We start from the raw sequence: 24,141 nt of genomic DNA on the forward strand, positions 1-24,141 counted from the left end.
AAAATTTTAGTATCATAAACAGGTTACGGTAACAATAAAACCCTGTTTATTTCATGTAATTAATTAATAATTTTACTGATAAACAAAACACTTCAGTATCTGTGTCGGGTTACGGCTAGCGCCTAACCCGACCTACAAAGATTATTAGCATTTTTTGGCATTCTTCATTCCTCGATTTACACTCTTTGCAATTACCGTCGCGTAGGTCGGGTTAGCGACAGCGCTTGTGCCCCAGAGGGCATAACCCGACAAATCGAAGTATCTTTGGCGGGTTACGGCTAGCGCTTAACCCGCCAAAGGTTATTAGCATTGTTTGTGATAAAAAAGAGTCAACTGTCTTTAGACTTTTATGAAGAATGCCAAAACGCTTATTCAAAGAAGCGCTTTAGATAATGTCCCGTATACGATGCTGCATTTTCAGAAACCTGTTTTGGCGAACCTTCGGCAACCAGCATACCACCACCATCACCGCCTTCAGGTCCCATATCAACCAGCCAGTCGGCTGTTTTAATCACATCCAGGTTATGCTCGATAACAATAACGGTATTACCGTGATCACGCAAGGTATGCAGCACACCCAGCAATTGTTTTATATCATGAAAATGCAGACCGGTAGTGGGCTCATCCAAAATATATAAGGTCTTGCCTGTATCACGTTTGGAAAGTTCTTTGGCGAGCTTCACGCGCTGCGCTTCGCCGCCGGACAGCGTTGTCGCATTTTGCCCTAAAGTAATATAACTCAAACCTACCTCGGTTAAGGTATGTAACTTTCTGGCCAACGTTGGCACCGGACTAAAAAATTCGGCAGCATCCTCTACCGTCATCTCCAGTACTTGATGAATGGTTTTGCCTTTATAACGTATTTCCAGGGTTTCACGGTTATAGCGCTTGCCGTTACAGGCATCGCAATGCACGAAAATATCCGGTAAAAAATGCATTTCAACTTTAATAACGCCATCGCCTTTACAGGCTTCGCAGCGACCACCCTTAACATTAAAACTGAAACGTCCGACGGTATATCCTCGTGAGCGTGCTTCAGGAGTCGCTGAAAAGAGTTCGCGTATGGGCGTGAACAAACCGGTGTAAGTTGCCGGATTAGAACGTGGCGTGCGGCCTATCGGGCTTTGATCGATATCAACGACCTTGTCAAAATGCTCCAGTCCTTCGACAGCATCACAGGGCGCCGGAATAATACCGGCACGATTGATTAACCGCGCCGCATAAGCATATAACGTATCGTTAACCAAGGTTGATTTACCGGAACCCGACACGCCGGTGACACAAGTCAATAACCCCACAGGAAAGGAAATATCCACATTCTTTAGATTATTGCCGTGGGCATTGCGGATGGTAATTAACTTGTCTTTATCGATAGGCGTTAATAATTCCGGAATTTCAATACTCACTTTCCCCGATAAATATTGCCCCGTTAATGAGTCTTCGTTATTAAGAATATCATCCAGTGTACCTTGGGCAATAATACGTCCGCCATGAACGCCCGCGCCAGGACCAATATCGACAATATGCTGTGCCGAGCGTATGGCATCCTCATCGTGCTCAACCACGATAACGGTATTGCCTAAATCACGCAAATGAAACAAGGTATTCAGCAAGCGCTGATTGTCCCGTTGATGCAAACCGATAGAGGGTTCATCAAGCACATACATAACACCCACCAAACCTGCACCAATTTGACTGGCAAGACGGATGCGCTGGGCTTCACCACCCGAAAGCGTGTCCGCACTGCGATCCAGCGTCAAATAATCCAGCCCGACATTAACCAGAAATTCCAACCGCTCCTGGATTTCTTTAATAATTTTTACCGAGATTTCGCCGCGTTGACCTGGCAGACATAACTCATTAAAGAAAGTCAGGGATTTGCGAATCGGTAAATGGGTCAGCTGATGTATGGGAAACTCTTCAATGAAGACATTTCGGGCGGCGACATTAAGTCTGGCGCCATTACAGACGTTACAAGGCCGGTGCGAGCGATATTTGGCCAGTTCATCACGAACCATTTGCGAATCGGTCTCATGGTAACGCCGTTCCATATTGGCAATAATGCCTTCAAAGCGATGTTTCTTGGTTTTAACCGATCCCGTGCCGGACATAAACTTAAAATCAATGGCGGTATTTCCGCTACCATAAAGCACAATATCTTGTACTTCTTTGGACAGCGCTGAAAAAGGGACTTCCAGATCAAAACCATAATGCTGAGCCAGTGAGCAGATCATTTGATAATAATAGGCATTGCGCCGATCCCAACCACGAATAGCACCACCGGCAAGACTGATATCGGGATTGTGAACAATCAGATCGGCATCAAAATGCTGTCTGACGCCCAAACCATCACAACTGCTGCAAGCGCCTTTGGGATTATTAAAGGAGAATATGCGCGGTTCCAGCTCGGTCAAACTATAACCACATTGCGTACAGGCATAACGCTCAGAAAATACCAACTCTGTGGCATCTTCAATACAAGCGGCAATGGCAATACCGTCAGCAATACGCAAAGCGGTCTCAAATGATTCGGATAAGCGTAGTGCCAGATCCTCACGAATTTTAAACCGATCAACCACCACTTCGATGGTATGTTTCTTTTTTAAATCCAAAGCCGGCGCGTCATCCAAATCGTAAACAACACCATCAATACGGGCACGAATGAAGCCCTGGGCACGCAAATCATCCAATAACTGGCTATGCTCGCCTTTACGGTCATTAATTACCGGCGCCAACAGCATCCAGCGTTGATCTTGCGGCTGCGCCAAAATATGATCAACCATCTGGCTGACGGTTTGTGCTTCCAGTGACACATGATGCTCTGGGCAACGCGGCGTACCGGCACGCGCAAATAACAACCGTAAATAATCATAAATTTCGGTAATCGTACCGACTGTTGAGCGAGGATTGTGGGAAGTAGATTTTTGTTCGATGGAAATGGCGGGCGACAAGCCTTCTATATGATCAACATCCGGCTTTTCCATAATGGATAAAAACTGACGCGCATAAGCAGAAAGAGATTCCACATAGCGCCGCTGACCTTCAGCATAAATAGTATCAAAAGCGAGTGATGATTTACCTGAACCGGAAAGCCCGGTAATAACGATGAGTTTATCCCTGGGCAGGTCAATATCAATATTTTTCAGGTTATGGGTTCTGGCACCGCGTATGCTAATGGTATCCATCAAATAATTCCGGCAATGTAAACAGCTCCCTAATATACGTTTAAAGTGCTGTTAGCACAAACGCACAGCAGGTTAATTATAAAGCAACCTATAAATCTTTAGACTACTGATGGTCTTACTGTTCAGTGATGGTAGCCACATTTATTTGCTCATATTGCCTCTTTCAGGGAACCTACCGACAGTCATTGGGAGCGTGTCGAGAGTTATTCTGCTCTCCCTGCGAGTCTTTGGGATATCCCTGAGAATTATTAGGTACTCCCTGAGAATTTCAAAGACTGTGAGCAGAATCAATGGGAGATCCTTGGGGTTAATTGGCGGCTCCCAAGCTATTTTTAGCCATTCCATTATAGCCTTGTAGGGCGGGCAACAGCTTCATCGTTGCCCGACATTACGACATTAATAGCTGGAGTCAAAGTAAAGTTAAGTTTACTTTGACTCCAGTTATTGCAAACCCCAAGCCCTGCAAAGGCGAAATAAAACATCTTATAGTGCGTGATTATCGCCATTAAGGTATAACGCCCTTGCAGGGCTTTATATTGTTTTTTTGATTTAGATGGGCGTTGCTCATCGCTGATCGATTAAGCCCCTTCGGGGCTTTTCAAACCCATAAGCAAGTAGCCTCAATGAAGTAAAACGGAGTTGAGGAATTATTTTCGACTATCCTCGATTCCACTATGTTACATTGAGATTGCTTGTTACTCTTCTATGGATGGGAGTTTTTTATAAAAAATATGGCACAAACCGAAGCTGATCCTTATAGTAATAATCTTTTCTATTAGATGGATAATCTTAAACTTTAACAAACAACAGAGCATTTCTATGAGTATGATGAACGAGTTCAAAGAGTTTGCAATGAGGGGCAACGTGGTTGATCTGGCCGTAGGTATTATTATCGGTGGAGCTTTTGGTAAAATCGTTTCTTCGATAGTGGCTGATGTCATTATGCCGCCAATTGGGCTGATTCTTGGCGGCGTGACCTTTACCGATCTTAAGCTAACCCTAAAAGAGGCTATTGATAAAGCACCTGCGGTCACATTGAATTATGGTAATTTTATTCAAACTGTCGTCGATTTTTTGATTGTTGCCTTTGCTATATTTGTGATGGTAAAGGTAATGAACAGCCTAAAGAAAAAAAAACAAGCTGCACCGCTTCCCTCTATACCTGCCCAGGAAGTCTTGCTGACAGAAATTCGTGATCTGTTAAAAAATCGATAACCGGACGCCCACCCCTATTGCCATTAAAATCAGCAAGTAGACTCGATGTAGCAGAGCGGAATCGAGGATTTATTATCGATTCCACTATATTACATTGAAGCTACTTACTGATTTTCAAACTGGATTAGAAGCCAGTCAAAAAACAGGCTGCTTACCGTCAACTCAAATTTAATGATAACATTAGCTTCTATTACCTGCCCCGATTTTACATATTTCCTATTTTTTAATAAAATCATGACAACAAAGAAAATCCCAACAGATATCCAACAACAGGCTGTAGCTATCATTGAGGAGTTTAATCAACAGGAACTTAAAGGTTATTCCAGTTATATTCCTCGCTTTAAGGGTGCATTTTTGTATCTGGACCGCTCGGATCATGGTGTTCGAGCTACCGAAATATGTCGTTTAAAATTTACTGGTTCGCTCGACGAGTGGGAGTTTGCCATTTTCAAACACAGCTCCAATAAATATGATCCTAACGAATGGTTTTTTCCAGGCATAGAACATGTTGATGGAAGTATTGGAGGTGCAATGCGAGCCGGGATAATGGCATATCCCGTATAATATTTAATCAGGCCACGGTGAAAATCACACTACGTTGACTGACAGCCTTGTCGGGCAACAGCTTCATCGTTGCCCGACATTACGACATGACATTAATAACCGGGATCAGAGTAACTTTACTATGCTACCAGCTATTGACTCCCGTTATTTGAACAACGGCCGTACGTCGGATTAATTGTAAGGTGGATTAGCCGTTAGGAAATCCAGCACACAATAACTGATTGTCATTAATGTTGTGTGGTGATTGATGGTTTGCTATCGCGAAACCACCCTACACACTCATTTATGCTCTGGCTAACATAAACAATAGGTTATATTAATCGGGCACGATTGCACGACAATTTACAATTATTATACGGCAACTAATGTGGTATATATTAAGTTAGCGGGAGCGCAAATGAGCAATGACCAAGAGCAAGCAGTCGTAAAAACCACGTCACCCTCAATGGGGTGGCAATTTTGGCTGCAGATGGTTGTGATACTGGCAATCGTTAAATTGTTTGGATTACTGGGTGGCTTGGCTGCATGGGGAATTTGGTCTCTATTCGCCTTCCTTATAAAGAAGTACAAAGCATGAGAGTTGCTTTCAGTCTACGAAATTTATCCGCACACAGAAACAAGTGCAGCTTTGGCTGTTAATTCTGCTGACACTTTTTGCTTACCCCCCCCCACAACCTTTGCCATTAACTTCAATCCCACTTCGGTGAAAGGAATCGCAGCTTCATCGTTGCCCGACATTACAATATTCATAACCGGAATCAGAGTAAACTTAGATTTAACTTTACTCTGGCCCCCAGCCATTGATTCCCGTTATTTGAACAAATCCTTATGATCGACCATCATCAAACTGCACTCAAACTCGTCAACACATTCAAGTCATGCGTGCGTTGGTCAACACGCCGTTGATAACTGGCCTGGTTTTTGGTGCAAATTAATGTATGGGGACTGCCGATGCGTTGAGTAGCGCAATTAACATCGTTTGGGTGTTGTTTGATTATTTGTTCAACATGCTTGCGTCTTGCCTCAACGGCCTTAAGAGTCCATTTAGGTTGTGTCGGGTCGTCCAAAAATGACTTCAATGCCGTGCAATCTTGACAGTCGCAAGTTATTTGGCTGTCTCGTTGCCAATCTGCTGGCGGCTCCAATGCCATCATCACCCTCACATTGATATGCTTAATCACAGCTGCCCGTAATCCCGTGATGGCCGGCAGGTTGCGATGGAGCTCAGATTGAGTGAGGGACAAGACGGCTGCTACCAAGATTTTATCGACATCATAAACAGCAGACCAAGCCAGAAAATAAGCCAAGGCATTGTCGGCCAGTGCGGTATTTATGGCACTAATTCATCGTTGACCGTCATTCTGCCACGTTCCCAAGGTTGTAGCTCAGGGAAACGTTGCGGGTCTCCCGGCAGTGCCGCCCATAAGATTTGCGCGGCATTATTGAGGTCTGCGGCAGTATCGGGTTCGGCAGCACATAAACCGGCCAATAGCGCAGCACACGCTTCATAAGCTTTAGCGACACTTAAAGGGAACGCTTGCTTCAAGGTTTTGACCGCAACAGGCCAAGGCACAAGCGTTGCAGTTTGCACCAGAGCATCACTGTCTTTCTTTTGATAAAAACCGCGTCCGGCGATACCCTGCCAATAACCATTGACACAGTGGCTGTCACGCAAACGAAACAGGCACTCTAAAAATTCATGGTCACTGCTGCGGCTTTGATAGCCATTAGGATTGTTGGTGTTTTCGCGAAAGATATCGCGCAACATATAACCCGCCAGCGTATGAGCATCTTGCCATAGGCTTGAATTTTGGTCTTGACATTCATCTTCCCAGCGTTGACAAAAATCCCGCAACACCGGCAATGTCGCCGCGAATCCTGCTTGGTTAATAATAACCAGGTTGAATGCTTTAGGCCAAACCACCAAGGCGGCTGCTTGATAGGTGCGTTCAAAAGAAGCTCCGGCATTGCCGGTGGCTTCTTGAAACTCGATGTCATTAGGCTCAATAGCTTCGTAAGCCGCCGTTGGGCAAAATTCATGCTCGCTAAACGGCAGTGTAGGCAAAGGAGAGGGTTTGCCATCCCTGCGCCGCCATTCGGAAATGGTTTCGGTGCGCTCAAAAACTTCGTCAACTTCAAAATCGTCATCCTCCGACTCATCACCCCAATGACCTCCGTAGCCACCGGAATATTCAGCACTGCCACTTTCCTCAACCGACACCAACGCCAGATGAATCTCACAATCAGCTTGTTCAGCTGCCGCCACCAACACCTCGGCCACTGCCGCATCGGCGTTTTTTAGTGTATCAAATCCCAACTCTGCGGGCGCATAGGCATGTTCCAGCAGGTAAATCAATTTTTCCGGTATTTCGTCGCCAGGCGCCGCCTTAAGCAAGGTCGACCAGTTATGTAACAAGGCCGCTACCAAGTCTTGCTCTTGATGGTAATCTGGCGGTTTCGGCAAAGGCAATTTTTTGTCAGTACGGATCAGGTTGTAAATCAAGGTAAGCCGACAGCCTTGGGTGACAGGCAATACCTCATGTACGCAATCAGCATAAAATGCGGCATAACCGATTTCGGCGGCATCGTCACGATGTAAATCCAAGGTGACAGCTTCTTGCTGATGCTTTACCACTAGTTCGCCGCCTTGATATTCTGAGGGTAATACAATGACCAGAGTGGCAAACATACCCGGTGTTTTTTCCGAGTCACAGTGACTGACAAAAAAACTGCCCGCATCGTAGACCAGCAGCTTATACAGCTCAGCCTGAACCTCGCCACTAACTCCTAACCCTGCCGCACAACGACTGACAATCGTGGTCAGATTTTCTGGCCAATGCTTACCCTTGATCGTAACTTGCCCTGCATCAATCTGCCAAGTGCGCCGCACATCAGTATCGACCAAGGTTTCTTGACCGCGACCATAAGGGGCTTGTTCGGCCATAGCAACCAGTTACTCTGCCTGCATTGATAATAATGGCAAAGCAATCCTGCCGACACCGGCAACCTCTAATTGCGGCAAGAATATATCCAGGCTGCCGGTGGCATAAAAGTCACCGGGACGTTGCACGGTTTGTAAGCTGTCGAATATTTGATCAGTGATTGGCGTCATAAGCTTAAGGTCTATCGTCGTTCAGAAATTGAATTTCCATTACATGAAATTTTGAGCCCAAACTATTTATCTGAAAATCTATATAAGGAGGTATGCAAATGGCCGTACTTATTAAAAAATTATTTTTCAATAATAGCCAATTTGTCCGAGTCGATACCCAGTAACAATTGGCCTTTTAACAAGCCGACCAATTCCCTGCCTGCCATGGTAAAACGCCAACCATGGAGTAAGGGACAATCTTCATCATCATTAAACAACAACTCTTCAAGGTCTTTACGTGAAGCCAGAATAGTCGGATTTAAGGCATTTTCTTCTGCGCGTACTCTGACTAATGCCGTTAAAATATCCAGTATGGCTTCTTCTTGCTGGGTTTTTTTGGCGGGTCGGTCTTTTTCATGTAAAGGCAACGGCGCACGATTTTTGGCATCAGTAATTAACTGGCACAGCTCTTTACCGTAACGGTTAACAGCGCGCTCATTGATACCTCGCACATTGGCTAACTCTGCAACGGTTTCAGGCTGTAACTTGGCCAGATCAAACAGCAATTCATCACGTAACAGCCAGCTTTTAGGACGATCTTCCGCTTGCGCAGTTTTTTCTCGCCATTGCGCCAGAGTTTGAATAATGGACAATTGCTTGCCGGTTAATTTATTTTTGCCTTTAATTTTAAACCAGGCTTTTTCAGGATCTACTTGATAAATCGCCGGATTTGTCAGCTCGGCAAAGTCATGTTTTAGCCAATCAATACGTCCCAATTCAGTCAGCTTTTGAACCATAATCTGATAAATCTGGCATAAATAAATGACATCATCAGCTGCATATTCAATTTCCGCTTCGGTTAATGGCCGCTTGCTCCAGTCTGCACGGGTATGGGCTTTGTTCAAATTAACACTGAGTAAACTGGAAACCAGCATGGCGTAACCGGGATTATCTTGAAAACCCAACAAAGGTGCAGCGATTTGGGTATCAAAAATCGGTCCGGGTACTTTACCGGTCCATTGATGAAAAATTTCCAGATCTTGTCGGCAAGAATGAAATACTTTAACAATGGCAGGATTGTATATGGCTTCAAAAAGATCATCCAGATTCGGTAACGCTATCGGATCAATACAGGCAACCCATTCCGGTGTGGCTATTTGCAACAAACAAAATTTTGGATAATACGTCTTTTCACGCAAAAACTCGGTATCAAGTGCCAACCAGGATTCTTTCTTTATCTGTTCGCACAGTTTGGCCAGCTGATCAGGGGTGTCAATATATTGTATGGATGTCATAGAGGTACACGAGCAATTATTAAAATTAACCAGGAATCAAAGGAATACTAATCACCAATAAATAATGGCAAGCAGATATTTCTGAAAGGCTGAAGGGTTTTATCGGGAACCTGCGACATCCAAGAATATACCCGACTGATGGGCATTATTATTTCTGGACATCACCTGATCCGCTGTAAAAAAGTGGAGCAGTAACTTAAATTAGCCCTTATCTGGCTAATACGTCTAAACCCGCATTAAATGAAAGAATTTCTCCTTCAGTTTGCTGACTGCGCATCAATCCTGTGAAATCAAATAATTGCCGGTCGGCCAGTTGTGAAGGTGCAACATTCTGTAGACTGGTAAAGATGGTTTCCAGTCGCCCCGGAAATTGCTTATCCCAACTTTTTAACATGACTTTCATCGCTTGTCTTTGCAGGTTAGCCTGAGAACCACATAAATTACAGGGAATAATGGGGTAATCCATGAAGGCGGCAAAACGCTCTATATCTTTCTCACGGGTATAAGCCAGCGGCCTGATAACGATATTCTTTTTATCGTCACTCAACAATTTGGGTGGCATGGCTTTAAGTTTTCCACCGTAGAAAATATTCAGAAAAAATGTTTCCAGAATATCATCACGATGATGCCCCAAAGCTATTTTGTTAATCCCGTTGGCTTCGGCATAGCCGTATAAGGTTCCGCGCCGTAAGCGCGAACACAAGCCACAAGTGGTATTACCTTCAGGAATAACGCGCTTGACTACGCTGTAAGTATCTTTTTCAATGATGTGATAAGGCACGCCCAGGGATTTAAGATAGGTGGGTAAAACATGCTCGGGAAAGCCCGGTTGTTTTTGATCAAGATTAACCGCTATCAATTCAAAATCGATAGGCGCGGTTTTCTGTAACCCCATCAGAACGTCTAATAACGTAAAGGAATCTTTTCCTCCTGACAGGCAAACCATCACCTTATCGCCATTCTCGATCATATTGTAATCGACAATCGCATCACCGACAGTGTGCCGTAAACGTTTTTGTAATTTGTTAAATTGAATTCTGGATTTTTGCGTATGATCTGACATGGTCAGAATTATATTAGATGATGAAGCAATGTGCATTTTATAACTTGTTCGCGTTATTTTATGCCCATTCCTAAGGAGAAAAGAAAATCGGGATTCATAACCTGCTGAATCCCGATAAGAAAAATATTAACCGTTGTAACGTTGGAAAATCAAGGTTGCATTGGTGCCGCCAAAACCAAAACTATTCGACATAATAGTATTTAAAGTAACGTTATCCTGATGCTCACGAACAATAGGAATGCCCTCGGCGCCGGGATCAATTTGCGTTATATTGGCTGAAGCGCTAAGAAAGTTCTCTTCCATCATTAATAATGAATAAATGGCTTCATTAACGCCAGCTGCGCCCAAAGCATGGCCGGTCAGTGATTTGGTGGAACTGACCCAAGGTATATTGCCTTCTCCGAATACCGCACGCAAAGCACCCAGTTCTTTGGTATCGCCAACCGGTGTGCTGGTGCCATGGGCATTGATATAATCAATAGTGCCGTCCACTGTGGCCATAGCTTGCTGCATGCAGCGCACAGCACCTTCACCTGACGGTTGAACCATGTCATAACCATCAGAAGTTGCACCGTAACCAACCAACTCAGCGTATATCTTGGCACCACGTGCTTTGGCATGCTCCAGTTCTTCAATGACTAAAACACCACCACCACCGGAGATAACAAAACCATCACGGGTTTCATCATAAGGCCGGGAAGCGGTAGTGGGCATGTCATTATACTTGGAAGACAAAGCACCCATGGCATCAAACAGTACCGACATGGTCCAGTGCACTTCTTCACCACCACCAGCAAACACCACGTCCTGCTTACCCATCTGAATTAGCTCCATGGCATGACCAATACAATGGGCACTGGTCGCACATGCTGAACTAATGGAGTAATTAACACCTTTAATTTTAAACGGTGTTGCCAGGCAAGCCGTATTGGTACTGGACATGCTTCTGGGTACCATATAGGGACCCACTTTTTTAATACCTTTTTCGCGCAGGATATCTGCCGCATCAACAATATTTGAAGTTGAAGGCCCGCCTGAACCCATCACCAGACCGGTTCTGAAATTAGACACGTCGGCCTCATTTAAACCTGAATCAGCAATGGCCTGTTGCATCGCGATATAGTTAAAAGCGGCTCCGTCACCCATAAAACGTTTGGTTTTACGATCAATGAAGGCATCCAGGTCTATGTTAATCGGGCCGTGCACATGGCTACGAAAACCCAAATCCTCATAAACTTTTGAAAAAGTGATTCCTGAACGACCTTGTCTTAAGGAATCGACAACCTCTTTTCGGTTATTCCCTATACTGGAAACAATGCCTAAACCGGTTACTACGACTCTTTTCATTTTACTTTTGACCCTTAAAAATCTTCTGTAGAAGTAAATAAACCAACCCGCAGATCCGTGGCTTCATAGATAACCTTGCCATCGACTTCCATGGTAGCATCCGCTATACCCATGACCAGTTTCCGCATAATCAGTCTTTTCAAATTAATTTTATATGTTACTTTTTTGGCAGTGGGCAGGACTTGTCCAGTAAACTTAACTTCGCCCACACCTAAAGCACGTCCTTTTCCTGGTCCGCCCATCCAGCATAAATAAAAGCCCACTAGTTGCCACATGGCATCTAGCCCTAAGCAACCGGGCATCACAGGATCACCCTGAAAGTGACAGGCAAAAAACCACAAATCAGGATTTATATCCAGCTCGGCAATGATTTCACCCTTTCCATAGGTACCGCCTTCCTCGGATATATGGGTAATACGATCCATCATTAGCATGTTTGGTAGAGGTAATTGCGCATTTTTAGGTCCGTATAACTCCCCTCTACCGGACTTCAATAGTTCTTCGCGCGTAAAACTATGCTGTTTGTGCATGCTATTCGTGTACCTTAATAATTATTCTTATAGTTTAATAGGGGTATTATCTAACAGACACCAAAAAAAATCAGCTGAATTTTTAATGGGGACGTACATCAAACAGCATTTTTGTAATTTTTAATGCATTTCTTTGTATTCTTTGCTGATAAATAATAGCGTAAGACAGCACAGAAGTGACATATTTTCTGGTTTCTTTGTAAGGAATTGTTTCAATCCAAATATCGGCAGGTACCGAACCCTCAACAGGCAACCATTTTACTACCCGGTTTGGCCCCGCATTATAAGCTGCCATTGCCAATGCGAAATGTCCATCAAACCGGTTTAATAACTGTTTATAGTAAAAAGTACCATATTTAATATTAACATCCGGAACAAACAAACTATTTTCTGCCTGCCAGGGTTCATTAAGATTACGTGCAATCTGCTGACCCGTTGCCGGCATGATCTGCATTAATCCGCGCGCACCCACTGCGGATTTCGCATCCTTATCCACCATGCTTTCCTGACGAATCAGGCCAAAAATAATGGCTGGATCAAGATCTTGCTTATCAGCATTACTTTGAACCTGACTTAAATAACGCAAAGGAAACCGCAAGGCTAAATCATCCCAATAATCGGCTTTGACTAAAGTAATAATGGCAACCTGATCCCATTGCCACTGCTCGGCTAATTTAGCCGCAATCATCACTTGCTCTTTGGATAGTTTTTTTAAAGCAAACCACCACTGTCGCTTTGCTTCCAAGTCGCGATCCAAGGCGATCAGCTCATGGACAACTTTAAAATCAGTCGTTTGCGCCAATTTTTCTAATGCATTCCCGGCCATAACAACAGGTTTATCTGCTAAAAAATACGGTTTATTAATAGCATCGGCAGCCATAAAACCATAAAAACTTCTATCTTGCGACAGTTGATTATAAACAGACTGCCCCTGTAAAACGTTTCCTGTTTCGATCAAAGACCGCGCTTGCCAGTATTGCCACTGTGGGGCTTGCTGCTCTTCAAAACTTAAACCCGTTAGTGCCAAGCCAACATGCTGCCAATTCTGTTCAAGCAAGGCCGCTCTGACTTTCCACTCCCTGGCTTCTGCATCAACAGTAACCAACTGATTCAAACGATCATAAGCCCTGTTGTCACGGGCCCGCGCCAACGCCAGTGCAAGTCTGAGCTCAAGTTGCCGGGCCGTTTGGCTATCTATAACCAGATTGTGTTTTCTGCTATCCCAGATAGTAATCGCCAAATCCAGATCTGATTTGGCCATTCTATCTATGCCATGTGCAAAAATATGACCTTGCCGCTCATTCCCACCCAAAAATAAACTATCCTGGATTAATGTCGGCTTGTTATGAATCTGCAGCCAAATTTCGGCAAGATCCTGATCGGGTTTATTCAGCAAATGCTGTACATAACTTGCCAAGGATTTATTATCTTTTTTTAACGCCAACTCAAAGCGTTGCCAAATCAAATCAGGAGTTAAAGCAGGCGATAGAGCTAATGCCGACAATAGCGGATCACATTCTTTAGGTTGTGTATCCCCTACAGCCCATAAACGTTTTGCTGCGTTCAGGGCCAACTGTTGATCACCTACTTTATAAGTTGCCCAATAAAACTGACATTCAAGTGCGGTGCTATCATTGGCCTGATAATAGTGAATAAACTCAAGCCAACGTTCATTATCAGCAAGATAATTCAGCCATGTAGAGCGCAGTAAATCTGCATAGCGGGACTCTTTATAGGTTGATAAAAAAGCCAGGATATTATCCGTTTTTGATAAATTATTTTTTAACCACTGGTACTGTAAATAAGGATAAAGCGGATAATCTGCGAGCGTCGAACTCAAGGTTACAAAGTCACCCTCATTGTCTTGATTGGTCATTTTTTCTGCCAACAAAAAATCCTGCCTTTGTTGGTCTACTGTATTGCTAAAAACTGTGCCAGAAAAAAAAATCAAGCTCCCAAATAACAAGCTTACCGACACACACTTTATGTTCATGGTTGAAACTATTTTGTACTTTACAATACCCACAGACTACCCTAATTTTATGACGCAATAGAATCAAGCGATTTTATGCAACGTATTTATTGAAACAGCATTGACAGAAATAGTGGAAATAAGTTTTTTATAAAAATTTTAGCTTGTGATTTAGTTGCCATATTATTTAATGATTGAGGCTTCAATTAACCCCTAATAAGGCCTGAAATTAAGTAAGCTAGGGGCAAAAAATTGGCAAACAGGCGATTAATAATTTTTTATGCACCAAGCAGGTCATGAAGAAACAAATTTTCGTGATCTTCTTGGTGCTATTAATTTATATTTTTGCAGTTTGCCTGTTATCAAGCAGAAGTTACATGAGCAGGTATTTGCAAGCAGATAAGGTTAGCATTACAAAGAGCCAAAATAGGCTGCCAAAGCTTTCATATCGTCTTCAGAAAGCATATTGGCAATGGCCTGCATGTGTCCGTTTTGACGTACTTTTTCCTTAAAACTATTTAATTGCTTGACCAGGTAATCGGGGTGTTGACCGGCAAGTCTTGGAAACTGGCCATTACCTTCAGCTGATGCCCCATGACACCCTAAACACATACTTGCCTTGGTCTGCCCTGATTTTGCCAAAGCTGCATCACCGCCGGCGCTAACGGCAGGTTGCCTGGAATAATAAGCCGCCAAATTATTAATATCGTCGTCACTCAAATTGGCAGCCACGGATTGCATCATAGGGTTATTGCGTGTTCCCGACTTAAATGCATGCAGTTGACTGACGATATATGACGCTTGTTGCGCCGCTAAATTAGGCCACTGAGGACTTTTGCTTTTACCTTGAGGCCCATGACACCCCATACAAGTAGCCGCTTTTTGTTCGCCAGCCGCTATGTCGGCAGCAAAAACAGGTGCCATCCAAAAACAGACCAATAATACCAATAGGGAAAAGGGGATTTTTAATGCATGCATGGCTCACCTCTTACAGAATAATTAAACAATCAATGGCTATTTTCCGCAGGTAAAATCTTAATAAAGCCTACCTGTTAATTTCAAAACAGCATTTACTATAACAACTAAAAAGCATCAGTGATAATAAAAGTTTGTGATTTCAATGAATCATCCCAGCCGTTAAATTAACCGGATAGATATCCGGCTAATTATCACTTTACAACAGCATGGTCTTTCCAGGCAGGGTATCTTTGCCAGGTTGCAATCACCATCATCCTGTGAGATTCAGGCGATCAATTTAATTTATTGAATAGCCACTACCAGCAGTATAGGTTTGTTGATATTTTTGCTTGATTGCCTGCGCCAACTGATGCACCGCCATCGCATATTTATTGCTATTATTGTATTTCTTGATGACTTTAAAATTAGGATAAACACGCCAAAATTCATTACCCTCGTAAGTACTCAGTTCAATAACAGCATCATCGTTAGCCGGACCGGATCGTTTTGTTACCGGACTATGTAACTGCCAACCACTACGCGAAAAATAATTGGCTACACTACCAACAGCATCCTTGGGATGCCAGAGGTCCCGACGCCCGTCATTATTAAAATCCACTGCCAACTTTCGAAAACTGCTGGGCATAAATTGCCCATAACCCATGGCGCCAGCCCACGAACCTTGTGGCTGACGTGGATCAAAGCCTTCATCGCGAGTCATCAGCAAAAAATTTTCCAACTCAGAGGTAAAATATTTGGCGCGCCTGGAAGTATCAAACGATAAGGTCGTTAGTGCATCAATAATGCAGGTTTTACCAAAATTTTTGCCAAAATAAGTCTCTACACCAATAATGCCGACAATATATTCAGCATCAACGCCGTAAGTAGCACTGGCTTGTTGAATGGCATCGGCATTATTTCGCCAAAACTCTACACCGTTACTAATATGTGCGTCAGTAAGGAACTTGTTACGATAGCGTGTCCAACTACCCAACTGCGGCTTTGATGGCCCTGTATAAGGTGCAGGACTTTCCAGGCGAATAACCGAATCCAGACGATTGGCACGCGAAAACAAGCCGTTTAAATAGGTTTCAGAAAAACCCTGTTTACTCACCATATGCTGAATAAAGCTTCGTATTGCTGGCGAGTTGGCGTAAGTGCCCGTCAACTTATAGGCCCCATACCCATAACTGCTTGAATACGGCGATTTCCCATAACTATCCGGAGATTGTTGGATGCGACGATTTTGCGGATAACGTGCTGGAGGCGCCTCGGTTTTCTGAGGACTGCTCTTTATCTCTTCAACCTGATGAGGCACTGGCTCACTGGCACAACCGGCAAGCAACGCTACCAACGCCAACTTGGATAAACGTTTATAAATTAAATTTGCCATAAAAATCCTCTTTTGTTTGTACTGTTAAATAAGTGCCAAGACTTATTTAACTAAAATTGTAAATTTTCTTTTTAATGTCTATTTATTGCCACAAAATATCGGCCAAGTATTGCGTATCATTAAATAAGTTATTATGCTTTAACAATCAAATGCCGATATTTCACAGACTATTCCAACCAATAATAATGATTATTTTATCGCAGATAGTTCGATTTGTTTACGTTTTAGACGGCTATTAAATGATGAATATAGACCAGCACTGGCTAACCGATATTATCAAAATTCCCTCGCCCAACTGTAATGATCGTACTGACCCTGCCGATATTTCATTATTGGTCATTCACTGTATTAGTCTACCGCCAGGTAAATTCGATACCCCTTATATAGACCAGCTATTTTGTAATTCTCTCAACCCTGATGACCATCCTTATTTTAAAGAAATTCATCAGCTTACGGTATCTGCACATTTACTGATTAAACGAAACGGAAGTTGTGTGCAGTATGTACCTTTTGACAAACGCGCCTGGCATGCCGGCGAATCAAACTATGACGGACAAAATAATTGTAATGATTTTTCCATAGGCATTGAACTTGAAGGCACCGAATCGGTTGCTTACACCGAAGCTCAATATGAGCGCCTTATCGTCGTCATTAATACCTTGCTTAAAACTTACCCCAAACTATCGAGACAGCGAATAACAGGACATAGTGAGATTGCACCCGGACGAAAAACTGATCCGGGCGCATCGTTTGATTGGCAAAAAATCAAGTAAAAGCCATTTAGATAATATCCAAAAATTAATATACCCAAGTGGCGCAAGATTTTTGTTTATTTACAGCAACTGCAAGACATTAACCGTAATCTCATTAAGAAGCACAAGAGCAGTTGTCCAGGCGCGAAAAACAGGCACTTAGCCGAGTATTATTCACAAGAAATCGCTTGAAGGCAAAAACTTACATTTTTTGCCTTCAGCCTTTAATCGGTTTTTTTCGGGCCACCCAAGCCAAATGACTCTGCAAGCATTAGCATAACACCCAAAGTAATAGCAGAATCGGCAACATTAAAAGCCGGCCAATGCCAGGTTTGGTAATAAACATCAAGAAAATCGATGACATAACCATATGCCAACCGATCAATCAGATTGCCGATCGCCCCTCCCAAAACCAAAGACAAGGCCACCGCCATCAAAGTCTCGTGTCGTTTCAGACGTGACAGCCAAACGGCTATAACCATACTAATAACTAGAGCCAGTCCGGCAAAAAACCAGCGTTGCCAACCTCCTGCTTCACTTAAAAAACTAAACGCTGCTCCCTTGTTGTGCACATAGGTCAATTTAAAAAAAGACAAAATCGGAATGGATTGATACAGCTGCATGGAACTATTTATAGCCAGCTTGCTGCCCTGATCCAATAGTATTGTGAATAACGATAATCCCAGCCATTTCAACATACTAAAATCACGCATAATGTCGGTGTTCACCAGCGCCCGCTACGTTTTCGACGCAACGTCCACAGAGCTCAGGATGCTCTGCATACTCGCCAACGTCGTAACGTTGATGCCAGCAGCGTACACACTTTTTATGCCCGGAGACAATCACTTTTAATTTAACACCCTCAAGCTCGGTTTGAATGGCATCGTCCGGGCAAAATTGTTCCGCGATAAGCGATACCTCGGAAGTAATAAAAATAAAATGCAATTCACTTGCCAACTGATTTAAGGTATCAAAAAATTCGGTATTACAGTACAACTCCACTTCAGCATTAAGGGAAGAACCTATATCGCCTTTACCGCGACTTTTCTCCAATTCCTTACCAACAGCGGTTCGTACCGACATCACTTTTTGCCAGAATTCGCGGTTCATTGCCGAACTGTCATCCAGCTTAACCAGACCTTGATACCAGGTTTCCAGAAATACCGACTCACTGCGCTCACCGGGCATATACTGCCAGATTTCATCGGCGGTATAACTAATAATAGGCGCCAACCAACGCGTCAATGCTTCCAATACATAATACATGGCCGTTTGTGCAGAACGCCGGGCCAAACCGTCGGCTTTTGCCGTATATTGCCGGTCTTTAATAATATCCAGATAAAACCCACCCAGGTCAATCACGCAGAAATGATGTATTTTTTGATACAGTAACTGAAATTGATAAGTGTCGTAAGCGGCTTTAACCTCCTCTTGCAATACCAAAGTTCTATCTATCACCCAACGATCCAGTGCCAATAAATCAGTCGTATCGACTAAATCCTGCGCAGGATTAAAATCATTCAGATTTGATAACAGAAATCGCGCCGTATTTCTTAAGCGCCTGTAACCATCCGAGGTGCGCTCCAGAATTTCATCAGACACACGCATTTCACTACGATAATCAGTCGAGGCAATCCATAGGCGCAACACATCGGCTCCCAGGTTTTTCATGACGGCTTGCGGCGGAATGACATTACCTTTAGATTTGGACATTTTTTCACCGTTCTTGTCCACGGTAAAACCATGGGTCAATACGGCTTTGTAAGGCGCTACATCATTCATCGCTATTGAGGTTAACAAGGATGATTGAAACCAGCCACGATGTTGATCAGAACCTTCCAGATACAAGTCAGCCGGAAACGTCAACTGCTCGCGTTTATCCAACACACAGGCATGGGTAACACCCGAATCAAACCAAACATCGAGGGTATCGGTCATTTTTTCGTAGTCGACAGCCTCTACGCCAAGTAACTCTTCCTTTTCTAATTCAAACCACGCTTCTATACCCTTTTCTTCAATCCGCCTGGCAACTTGTTCAATCAACTCGCCCGTGCGCGGATGCAGTTCACGCGTTTCTTTATGAATAAAAAAGGTTATCGGTACGCCCCAGGTACGTTGGCGTGAAATACACCAATCAGGACGGCCTTCTATCATACTTTCTATACGTGCCTGACCCCATTCTGGAAGCCAGGTTACACGATTGGCTTCACTTAATGCCTGCTCACGCAACTTGTTTTTATCCATAGAGATAAACCATTGTGGCGTTGCTCTAAAAATAATCGGAGTTTTATGGCGCCAGCAATGCGGATAACTGTGCAAAATAGCATGATGATGTACCAGCTTGCCTTTGGCTTCCAGCACTTCCAAAACATGAGCATTGGCATTGAACACATGTTCGCCGGCAAAGAGCTCGGTATTTGGCAAAAATACGCCATCAGCACCAACAGGGTTATCAACCGGCAAACCATATTTCTGGCCAACGACATAATCGTCCTGACCATGGCCTGGCGCTGTATGTACGGCACCTGTACCCGCCTCCAGAGTAACATGGTCACCCAGAATAATGGGTACTTGCCGATCATAAAAAGGATGTTGTAGCAACTGATGTTCCCAGGCAGAACCTTTACAGTAACCGATAACATGATAACTTTCATTACCATAACGCAGCATCGTATCTTTCAGTAACGCTTCAGCAACCACCAGACGTTCTGTTTCGCATTGAACCACGACGTATTCAAAATCCGCATTTAAAGCAACACCCTGATTAGCAGGCAAGGTCCATGGCGTTGTCGTCCATATCACCACCGATAAGGCACCTCGACCTTCATGTTCAGGCGCGTGATGACACAAACCCATAAAGCCGTCTTCATCAACTATCTGAAAACGTACATCAATTGCTGGCGAATGTTTATCTTCATATTCAACCTCCGCTTCTGCCAAGGCAGAGCCGCAATCGGTACACCAATGCACGGGCTTGGCACCCGCGACAATATGACCTTTTTGGGTGATTTTTCCCAGCGAGCGTACGATATTGGCTTCAAAAGCATAATCCATGGTTAAGTAAGGATTATCCCAATCCCCCAAAATACCCAAGCGGACAAACGCTTCTTTTTGTATATTGACTTGCTTACCCGCATATTCACGACAAGCTTTACGAAAAACGGCAGGCGATACTTTAACCCCCGCCTTTCCGATCTTCTTTTCCACCATCAATTCAATAGGCAAACCGTGGCAATCCCAACCCGGTACATAAGGTGCATCAAAACCGCTCAGGGTTTTTGATTTCACAATAATATCTTTTAAGACTTTATTAACGGCATGACCTATGTGAATCTCGCCATTGGCATAGGGAGGCCCATCATGGAGTACAAACTGGGGACGACCGGCAAAGACTTCCCTGATTTTTAGATACAAGTCGGCGTCGTTCCATTTTTTTAACCGTTCCGGCTCACGTTGCGCCAGATTGCCTTTCATAGGGAAAGCAGTATTGGGTAAATTAAGTGTTTTTTTATAATCTGTTGTCATAATTTTTTAATCTCAGCAAAAATTTTTATAGCCTCAGCCACATCTTTTTCGATCTGGGCCTTCAGTTGTTCCAGTGATTGGAAGCGCAATTCATCCCTGATTTTTTGTTTAAAATGCACTTCCACATAACGCCCGTAGATTTCCTTATCAAAATCGAATAAATAAGTTTCAAGAATTACCTTGGAGTCGCCATCAACGGTTGGTCTGGTGCCCACATTAGCAACGCCTTCAAATTCCACACCATCAATCCCTGTCATGGTAACGGCAAATACGCCATTAACAGGCGTATTTTTTCTAAACATTCTTATATTGGCAGTGGGATAGCCAATCGTCCTGCCGCGTTTATCGCCGTGAGCTACCCGCCCACACACCGAATAACAGTGACCCAACAATTTCTCGGCTTGCGGCAAATCACCCGAACCTAGCGCATCCCTGATAATTGTACTGCTAATACGCAATCCAGCTACCTCGTAAGATCCGGTATCTTCAACGCTAAAGCCAAAATGCCTGCCCTTTTCCTTGAGCATAACAAAATTACCTCGCCTGGCTTTACCAAAATGAAAATCATCGCCGATCACGAGGTGCTTAACATTGAGCTTGTCTATTAAAACATCATCAATAAACTGCTCGGCATCACAATTGGCAAAATACCGATTAAATCGCACTATCAGCAAGTTATCAACGGGTAATTTAGCAAACTTGATAACTTTTTCCCGTAAACACATCAAGCGTGAAGGAGCATTATCACCCAGAAAATATTCCAGCGGTTGCGGCTCAAAAACCATAACCACAACAGGTAAGCCAAGCGCATGGCCACGCTCAGCGAGTTTTTTTATCACGGTTTGATGACCTAAATGCAATCCGTCAAAATTGCCAATAGTCAGTACGCAACCGTTTTTAAATGGTTCTAAATGAGATAAGCCTCTAATTAAACGCATGATCCTTTTGAGAATAAAAAAAATTTATTCTATCATGTGCCACACTTAAATGCGGTAACCATCAATAACAGGCAAACGATAAAATTGCTCCACCCCTCACTATTTGACGGATATGAACTTATAATCCCCCACTGCACAACCCTGTTAAGCATTACAACAACTCATTGATGCAACATCAGCACTAAAAAACAGGTCATTAAATAACGCTTACAAATACGGGAATACGGGGAATGATCGTCAACCTGTTGGCACTGGCAATTGGCTTAAAAAGCTGATGACTCAAGGTTAGTCGTTTTACAGAACGTTAATTGTTGACAATAATAGCATTTAAAAAGATAATGTAGGGCTATTTAACTCATACATGAACGCATCGAGACACTATGGCTAATACAGCACAAGCTAAAAAACGCGCGCGGCAAGCGGAAAAAAGCCGTATTCGCAACGCCGGACAACGTAGCAACTTACGTACCTTTGTAAAAAAAGTGATTGCCGCCGTTAATGCTGGCGACAAAGAGAAAGCGCAAGCCGCCTATCAAATTGTAGTACCCATTATAGATTCCGCAGTCAATAAAGGCATTATTCACAAGAATAAAGCCGCACGCGGTAAGAGCAGACTGAATTCAAAAGTAAAAGCTATCGCTTAACATCTTTAGTAATTGCTTAGTAAAAAGGCCGGACTTTTTGAGATACGGCCTTTTTTTTGACTGAAGAAAAGTATTTTCTTTCTTGTTAACTTATAACAAAAAAACCTACAGCAATACAATCCTCATTTTCTTACCATTCCCTGCCAAATAAAAGCGACATAAAACCCCAATTATTGGTAAAAAATCGCTTACAACAACTGCTTTATTTCAGGGTAATTGTTGATCAAATTTTGCCTGAATGCTTCAATAGTACTTTCATTATTACGCTCGGATCTCGAAATGGGTACCGTGATTTCACTGATGACAGACATCGGAGCAGCCGATAAAAAGATAAGCCGATCGGCCATAGTGATAGCCTCACGCAAATCATGAGTAACAAATAATACCGTATGCGGTCGCTCTTGCCACAACGTTAGCAGCAACTCTCTTACTTGCCGGGCTGTCGGCGCATCCAGCGATACGAAGGGCTCATCCATTAGCAAGACATCAGGATCAACAGCAAAAGCCCGAATAATTGAGACTCTGCGACTCATGCCTACCGATAACCGCTCAGGATAAACATGTTGAGACTGGGTTAATTGCATAACTTCAAGCAATGGATCAATAACAGTCGGAGACTGATTACCATCCAGCACTAATTCTATATTCTCGCGAACAGTTCGCCAAGGCAGCAAGCGTGGATTCTGGAAAATATAGCCAATTTTTGGATGCGAATGCGCCTGTCCAACGAAAATATCTCCCTCGTAATCATTATCCAAACCAGCAATAATATTTAATAAAGTGGTCTTTCCACAACCGGAGGGACCAACCAGACAAACAAACTCACCGGATTTCAGCGATAACTTAAAATCAGCAATCGCCACATGATGCCTTGCCTGAGCTATTGCCGGATAAGTTTTACTATCGATATTAATTTGAATATTCATCATCGTCGCCACCGTAGAGCCTTTTTATCGAGTGGCTTCAAGATCATCACTTCTATCAATTGAATGACCGCAACAAAAGCAATCGTATAAGCCAAAATACTGGCAACATCAAATAACTGAAAGAACAAATGCAGCTGATAGCCCATCCCGTTGCTACGACCCAACAACTCAACTACCAGAATAATTTTCCAGATTAACGCCAAACCGGAGCGCGTCGCCCCCATAATAAAAGGATGTAGTTGCGGCCATATGACATGAGCCAACGTTTTACGCCGACTAAAGCCATAGCAACGCGCCATATCCAGCAAATCCTGATCAAGCGTACGAGTACCTTCCCTGATAGTAACAATAACGTTAGGTAATTTGTTGACCACAACCGCCAGTATGGCAGCGGACTCAACCAAGCCAAACCAGACATAACACAAAATAATGGCAACCAGAGCCGGAATATTTAAAAAAATAACCAGCCAGTTATCGAAGAAAGCATCCAGCTTTTTATTACGGCCAAGAGCGATACCTATCGCGCACCCTAACAACATGGCGATAGAAAAACTAACCACCAACCTGAGCAAAGTAACACCCAGATGAAAAGGAAGCTGTCCTGTTATACAACTTTGCCAAAAAACCTTGGCCACCACTTCTGGCGCTGGCAAGGCATTGCTGTTTGAATAGACCGCCAAACCTTGCCACACCGCTAAAAATGCCAGCAATGACAAGGTAGGTAAAAATTTCCGGGAAAGCCTC

Annotated in this window: 22 protein-coding genes; 5 read left to right on the top strand and 17 right to left on the bottom strand. The window is 43.4% G+C overall.

Annotation, left to right across the window (positions count from 1 at the left end):
• Positions 1–368: 368 nt before the first annotated feature.
• A complete protein-coding gene (uvrA, locus tag N7974_RS04075; protein ID WP_262964381.1) occupies positions 369–3,185 on the bottom strand; it encodes an excinuclease ABC subunit UvrA in 2,817 nt (938 codons plus the stop codon).
• A gap of 819 nt (positions 3,186–4,004) precedes the next feature.
• On the opposite strand from uvrA, the gene mscL reads away from it, so the two are divergent.
• The 3 genes from mscL to N7974_RS04090 all read left to right on the top strand — a co-directional run bounded on the left by mscL (position 4,005) and on the right by N7974_RS04090 (position 5,541).
• Positions 4,005–4,400, top strand: a complete 396-nt coding sequence (mscL, locus tag N7974_RS04080; RefSeq protein WP_262964382.1) for a large-conductance mechanosensitive channel protein MscL — start codon at positions 4,005–4,007, stop codon at positions 4,398–4,400.
• Positions 4,401–4,571: 171 nt separating this feature from the next.
• A complete protein-coding gene (locus N7974_RS04085) occupies positions 4,572–4,964 on the top strand; it encodes a hypothetical protein (RefSeq protein WP_262964383.1) in 393 nt (130 codons plus the stop codon).
• A 397-nt stretch (positions 4,965–5,361) separates the two neighbouring features.
• Entirely contained in the window at positions 5,362–5,541 is a 180-nt protein-coding gene (locus N7974_RS04090; protein ID WP_262964384.1) for a hypothetical protein, read from the top strand.
• A 23-nt stretch (positions 5,542–5,564) separates the two neighbouring features.
• On the opposite strand, the gene N7974_RS04095 is transcribed toward N7974_RS04090, so the two are convergent.
• The 11 genes from N7974_RS04095 to N7974_RS04145 form a co-directional block, all read right to left on the bottom strand.
• Entirely contained in the window at positions 5,565–5,714 is a 150-nt protein-coding gene (locus N7974_RS04095) for a hypothetical protein (RefSeq protein WP_262964385.1), read from the bottom strand.
• Between the two features lie 92 nt (positions 5,715–5,806).
• Positions 5,807–6,271 (bottom strand): hypothetical protein, encoded by a 465-nt coding sequence (locus tag N7974_RS04100; protein ID WP_262964386.1) that lies wholly within the window; start codon positions 6,269–6,271, stop codon positions 5,807–5,809.
• A gap of 23 nt (positions 6,272–6,294) precedes the next feature.
• Positions 6,295–7,908, bottom strand: coding sequence for a 2OG-Fe(II) oxygenase (locus tag N7974_RS04105; RefSeq protein WP_262964387.1), 1,614 nt, complete (start codon positions 7,906–7,908; stop codon positions 6,295–6,297).
• 9 nt (positions 7,909–7,917) lie between these two features.
• Positions 7,918–8,076, bottom strand: a complete 159-nt coding sequence (locus N7974_RS04110; RefSeq protein WP_262964388.1) for a hypothetical protein — start codon at positions 8,074–8,076, stop codon at positions 7,918–7,920.
• Positions 8,077–8,195: 119 nt separating this feature from the next.
• Entirely contained in the window at positions 8,196–9,350 is a 1,155-nt protein-coding gene (gene rnd / locus N7974_RS04115) for a ribonuclease D (RefSeq protein ID WP_262964389.1), read from the bottom strand.
• A gap of 208 nt (positions 9,351–9,558) precedes the next feature.
• On the bottom strand, positions 9,559–10,413 hold the full coding sequence (gene ttcA, locus N7974_RS04120) for a tRNA 2-thiocytidine(32) synthetase TtcA (RefSeq protein WP_262964390.1): 855 nt from the start codon (positions 10,411–10,413) through the stop codon (positions 9,559–9,561).
• Between the two features lie 126 nt (positions 10,414–10,539).
• Positions 10,540–11,760, bottom strand: coding sequence for a beta-ketoacyl-ACP synthase I (gene fabB, locus N7974_RS04125; RefSeq protein WP_262964391.1), 1,221 nt, complete (start codon positions 11,758–11,760; stop codon positions 10,540–10,542).
• A 14-nt stretch (positions 11,761–11,774) separates the two neighbouring features.
• Positions 11,775–12,290 carry a 3-hydroxyacyl-[acyl-carrier-protein] dehydratase FabA gene (gene fabA, locus N7974_RS04130; RefSeq protein ID WP_243219778.1) on the bottom strand — a complete coding sequence of 172 codons (516 nt, stop codon included), beginning with the start codon at positions 12,288–12,290 and terminating at the stop codon, positions 11,775–11,777.
• Positions 12,291–12,372: 82 nt separating this feature from the next.
• Positions 12,373–14,283, bottom strand: a complete 1,911-nt coding sequence (locus N7974_RS04135; protein ID WP_262964392.1) for a transglycosylase SLT domain-containing protein — start codon at positions 14,281–14,283, stop codon at positions 12,373–12,375.
• Positions 14,284–14,673: 390 nt separating this feature from the next.
• Positions 14,674–15,240: a c-type cytochrome gene (locus N7974_RS04140; RefSeq protein ID WP_262964393.1), complete on the bottom strand. Its 567-nt coding sequence runs from the start codon at positions 15,238–15,240 to the stop codon at positions 14,674–14,676.
• A gap of 277 nt (positions 15,241–15,517) precedes the next feature.
• The gene (locus N7974_RS04145) at positions 15,518–16,612 is read right to left on the bottom strand and encodes a lytic murein transglycosylase (RefSeq protein ID WP_262964394.1); all 1,095 of its coding nucleotides are present in this window, start codon (positions 16,610–16,612) and stop codon (positions 15,518–15,520) included.
• A 242-nt stretch (positions 16,613–16,854) separates the two neighbouring features.
• Between N7974_RS04145 and ampD the strand changes: the two genes are divergently transcribed.
• Entirely contained in the window at positions 16,855–17,385 is a 531-nt protein-coding gene (ampD, locus tag N7974_RS04150) for a 1,6-anhydro-N-acetylmuramyl-L-alanine amidase AmpD (protein WP_262964488.1), read from the top strand.
• Positions 17,386–17,588: 203 nt separating this feature from the next.
• Here ampD and lspA read toward each other — a convergent pair whose 3' ends face one another.
• Genes lspA through ribF form a run of 3 tightly spaced genes read right to left on the bottom strand, consistent with a single transcriptional unit; the run spans position 17,589 to position 21,827 of the window.
• Entirely contained in the window at positions 17,589–18,062 is a 474-nt protein-coding gene (lspA, locus tag N7974_RS04155; protein ID WP_243221735.1) for a signal peptidase II, read from the bottom strand.
• A gap of 7 nt (positions 18,063–18,069) precedes the next feature.
• A complete protein-coding gene (gene ileS, locus N7974_RS04160) occupies positions 18,070–20,889 on the bottom strand; it encodes an isoleucine--tRNA ligase (RefSeq protein ID WP_262964395.1) in 2,820 nt (939 codons plus the stop codon).
• Positions 20,886–21,827, bottom strand: a complete 942-nt coding sequence (gene ribF, locus N7974_RS04165) for a bifunctional riboflavin kinase/FAD synthetase (protein ID WP_262964396.1) — start codon at positions 21,825–21,827, stop codon at positions 20,886–20,888. The genes ileS and ribF overlap by 4 nt, the downstream gene beginning before the upstream one ends.
• 380 nt (positions 21,828–22,207) lie before the next feature.
• On the opposite strand from ribF, the gene rpsT reads away from it, so the two are divergent.
• Positions 22,208–22,471, top strand: coding sequence for a 30S ribosomal protein S20 (rpsT, locus tag N7974_RS04170; protein WP_243219784.1), 264 nt, complete (start codon positions 22,208–22,210; stop codon positions 22,469–22,471).
• Between the two features lie 188 nt (positions 22,472–22,659).
• Here rpsT and N7974_RS04175 read toward each other — a convergent pair whose 3' ends face one another.
• Both N7974_RS04175 and N7974_RS04180 read right to left on the bottom strand, forming a co-directional pair.
• The gene (locus N7974_RS04175; RefSeq protein WP_262964397.1) at positions 22,660–23,400 is read right to left on the bottom strand and encodes an ABC transporter ATP-binding protein; all 741 of its coding nucleotides are present in this window, start codon (positions 23,398–23,400) and stop codon (positions 22,660–22,662) included.
• On the bottom strand, positions 23,397–24,113 hold the full coding sequence (locus N7974_RS04180) for an ABC transporter permease (RefSeq protein ID WP_394813041.1): 717 nt from the start codon (positions 24,111–24,113) through the stop codon (positions 23,397–23,399). Before N7974_RS04180 ends, N7974_RS04175 begins: the two co-directional genes overlap by 4 nt.
• Between the last annotated feature and the right edge of the window lie 28 nt (positions 24,114–24,141).

It is taken from the genome of Methylobacter psychrophilus (assembly GCF_025583945.1).
GTDB classification, from domain to species: domain Bacteria; phylum Pseudomonadota; class Gammaproteobacteria; order Methylococcales; family Methylomonadaceae; genus Methylobacter_C; species Methylobacter_C psychrophilus.

Bases quoted from the DNA above. Each gene is read 5' to 3' on its own strand.
- uvrA (WP_262964381.1), bottom strand. From the start codon at position 3,185: ATGGATACCATTAGCATACGCGGTGCCAGAACCCATAACCTGAAAAAT.
- mscL (WP_262964382.1), top strand. From the start codon at position 4,005: ATGAGTATGATGAACGAGTTCAAAGAGTTTGCAATGAGGGGCAACGTG.
- N7974_RS04085 (WP_262964383.1), top strand. From the start codon at position 4,572: ATGATAACATTAGCTTCTATTACCTGCCCCGATTTTACATATTTCCTA.
- N7974_RS04090 (WP_262964384.1), top strand. From the start codon at position 5,362: ATGAGCAATGACCAAGAGCAAGCAGTCGTAAAAACCACGTCACCCTCA.
- N7974_RS04095 (WP_262964385.1), bottom strand. From the start codon at position 5,714: ATGAATATTGTAATGTCGGGCAACGATGAAGCTGCGATTCCTTTCACC.
- N7974_RS04105 (WP_262964387.1), bottom strand. From the start codon at position 7,908: ATGGCCGAACAAGCCCCTTATGGTCGCGGTCAAGAAACCTTGGTCGAT.
- N7974_RS04110 (WP_262964388.1), bottom strand. From the start codon at position 8,076: ATGACGCCAATCACTGATCAAATATTCGACAGCTTACAAACCGTGCAA.
- rnd (WP_262964389.1), bottom strand. From the start codon at position 9,350: ATGACATCCATACAATATATTGACACCCCTGATCAGCTGGCCAAACTG.
- ttcA (WP_262964390.1), bottom strand. From the start codon at position 10,413: ATGTCAGATCATACGCAAAAATCCAGAATTCAATTTAACAAATTACAA.
- fabB (WP_262964391.1), bottom strand. From the start codon at position 11,760: ATGAAAAGAGTCGTAGTAACCGGTTTAGGCATTGTTTCCAGTATAGGG.
- fabA (WP_243219778.1), bottom strand. From the start codon at position 12,290: ATGCACAAACAGCATAGTTTTACGCGCGAAGAACTATTGAAGTCCGGT.
- N7974_RS04135 (WP_262964392.1), bottom strand. From the start codon at position 14,283: ATGAACATAAAGTGTGTGTCGGTAAGCTTGTTATTTGGGAGCTTGATT.
- N7974_RS04140 (WP_262964393.1), bottom strand. From the start codon at position 15,240: ATGCATGCATTAAAAATCCCCTTTTCCCTATTGGTATTATTGGTCTGT.
- N7974_RS04145 (WP_262964394.1), bottom strand. From the start codon at position 16,612: ATGGCAAATTTAATTTATAAACGTTTATCCAAGTTGGCGTTGGTAGCG.
- ampD (WP_262964488.1), top strand. From the start codon at position 16,855: ATGAATATAGACCAGCACTGGCTAACCGATATTATCAAAATTCCCTCG.
- lspA (WP_243221735.1), bottom strand. From the start codon at position 18,062: ATGTTGAAATGGCTGGGATTATCGTTATTCACAATACTATTGGATCAG.
- ileS (WP_262964395.1), bottom strand. From the start codon at position 20,889: ATGACAACAGATTATAAAAAAACACTTAATTTACCCAATACTGCTTTC.
- ribF (WP_262964396.1), bottom strand. From the start codon at position 21,827: ATGCGTTTAATTAGAGGCTTATCTCATTTAGAACCATTTAAAAACGGT.
- rpsT (WP_243219784.1), top strand. From the start codon at position 22,208: ATGGCTAATACAGCACAAGCTAAAAAACGCGCGCGGCAAGCGGAAAAA.
- N7974_RS04175 (WP_262964397.1), bottom strand. From the start codon at position 23,400: ATGATGAATATTCAAATTAATATCGATAGTAAAACTTATCCGGCAATA.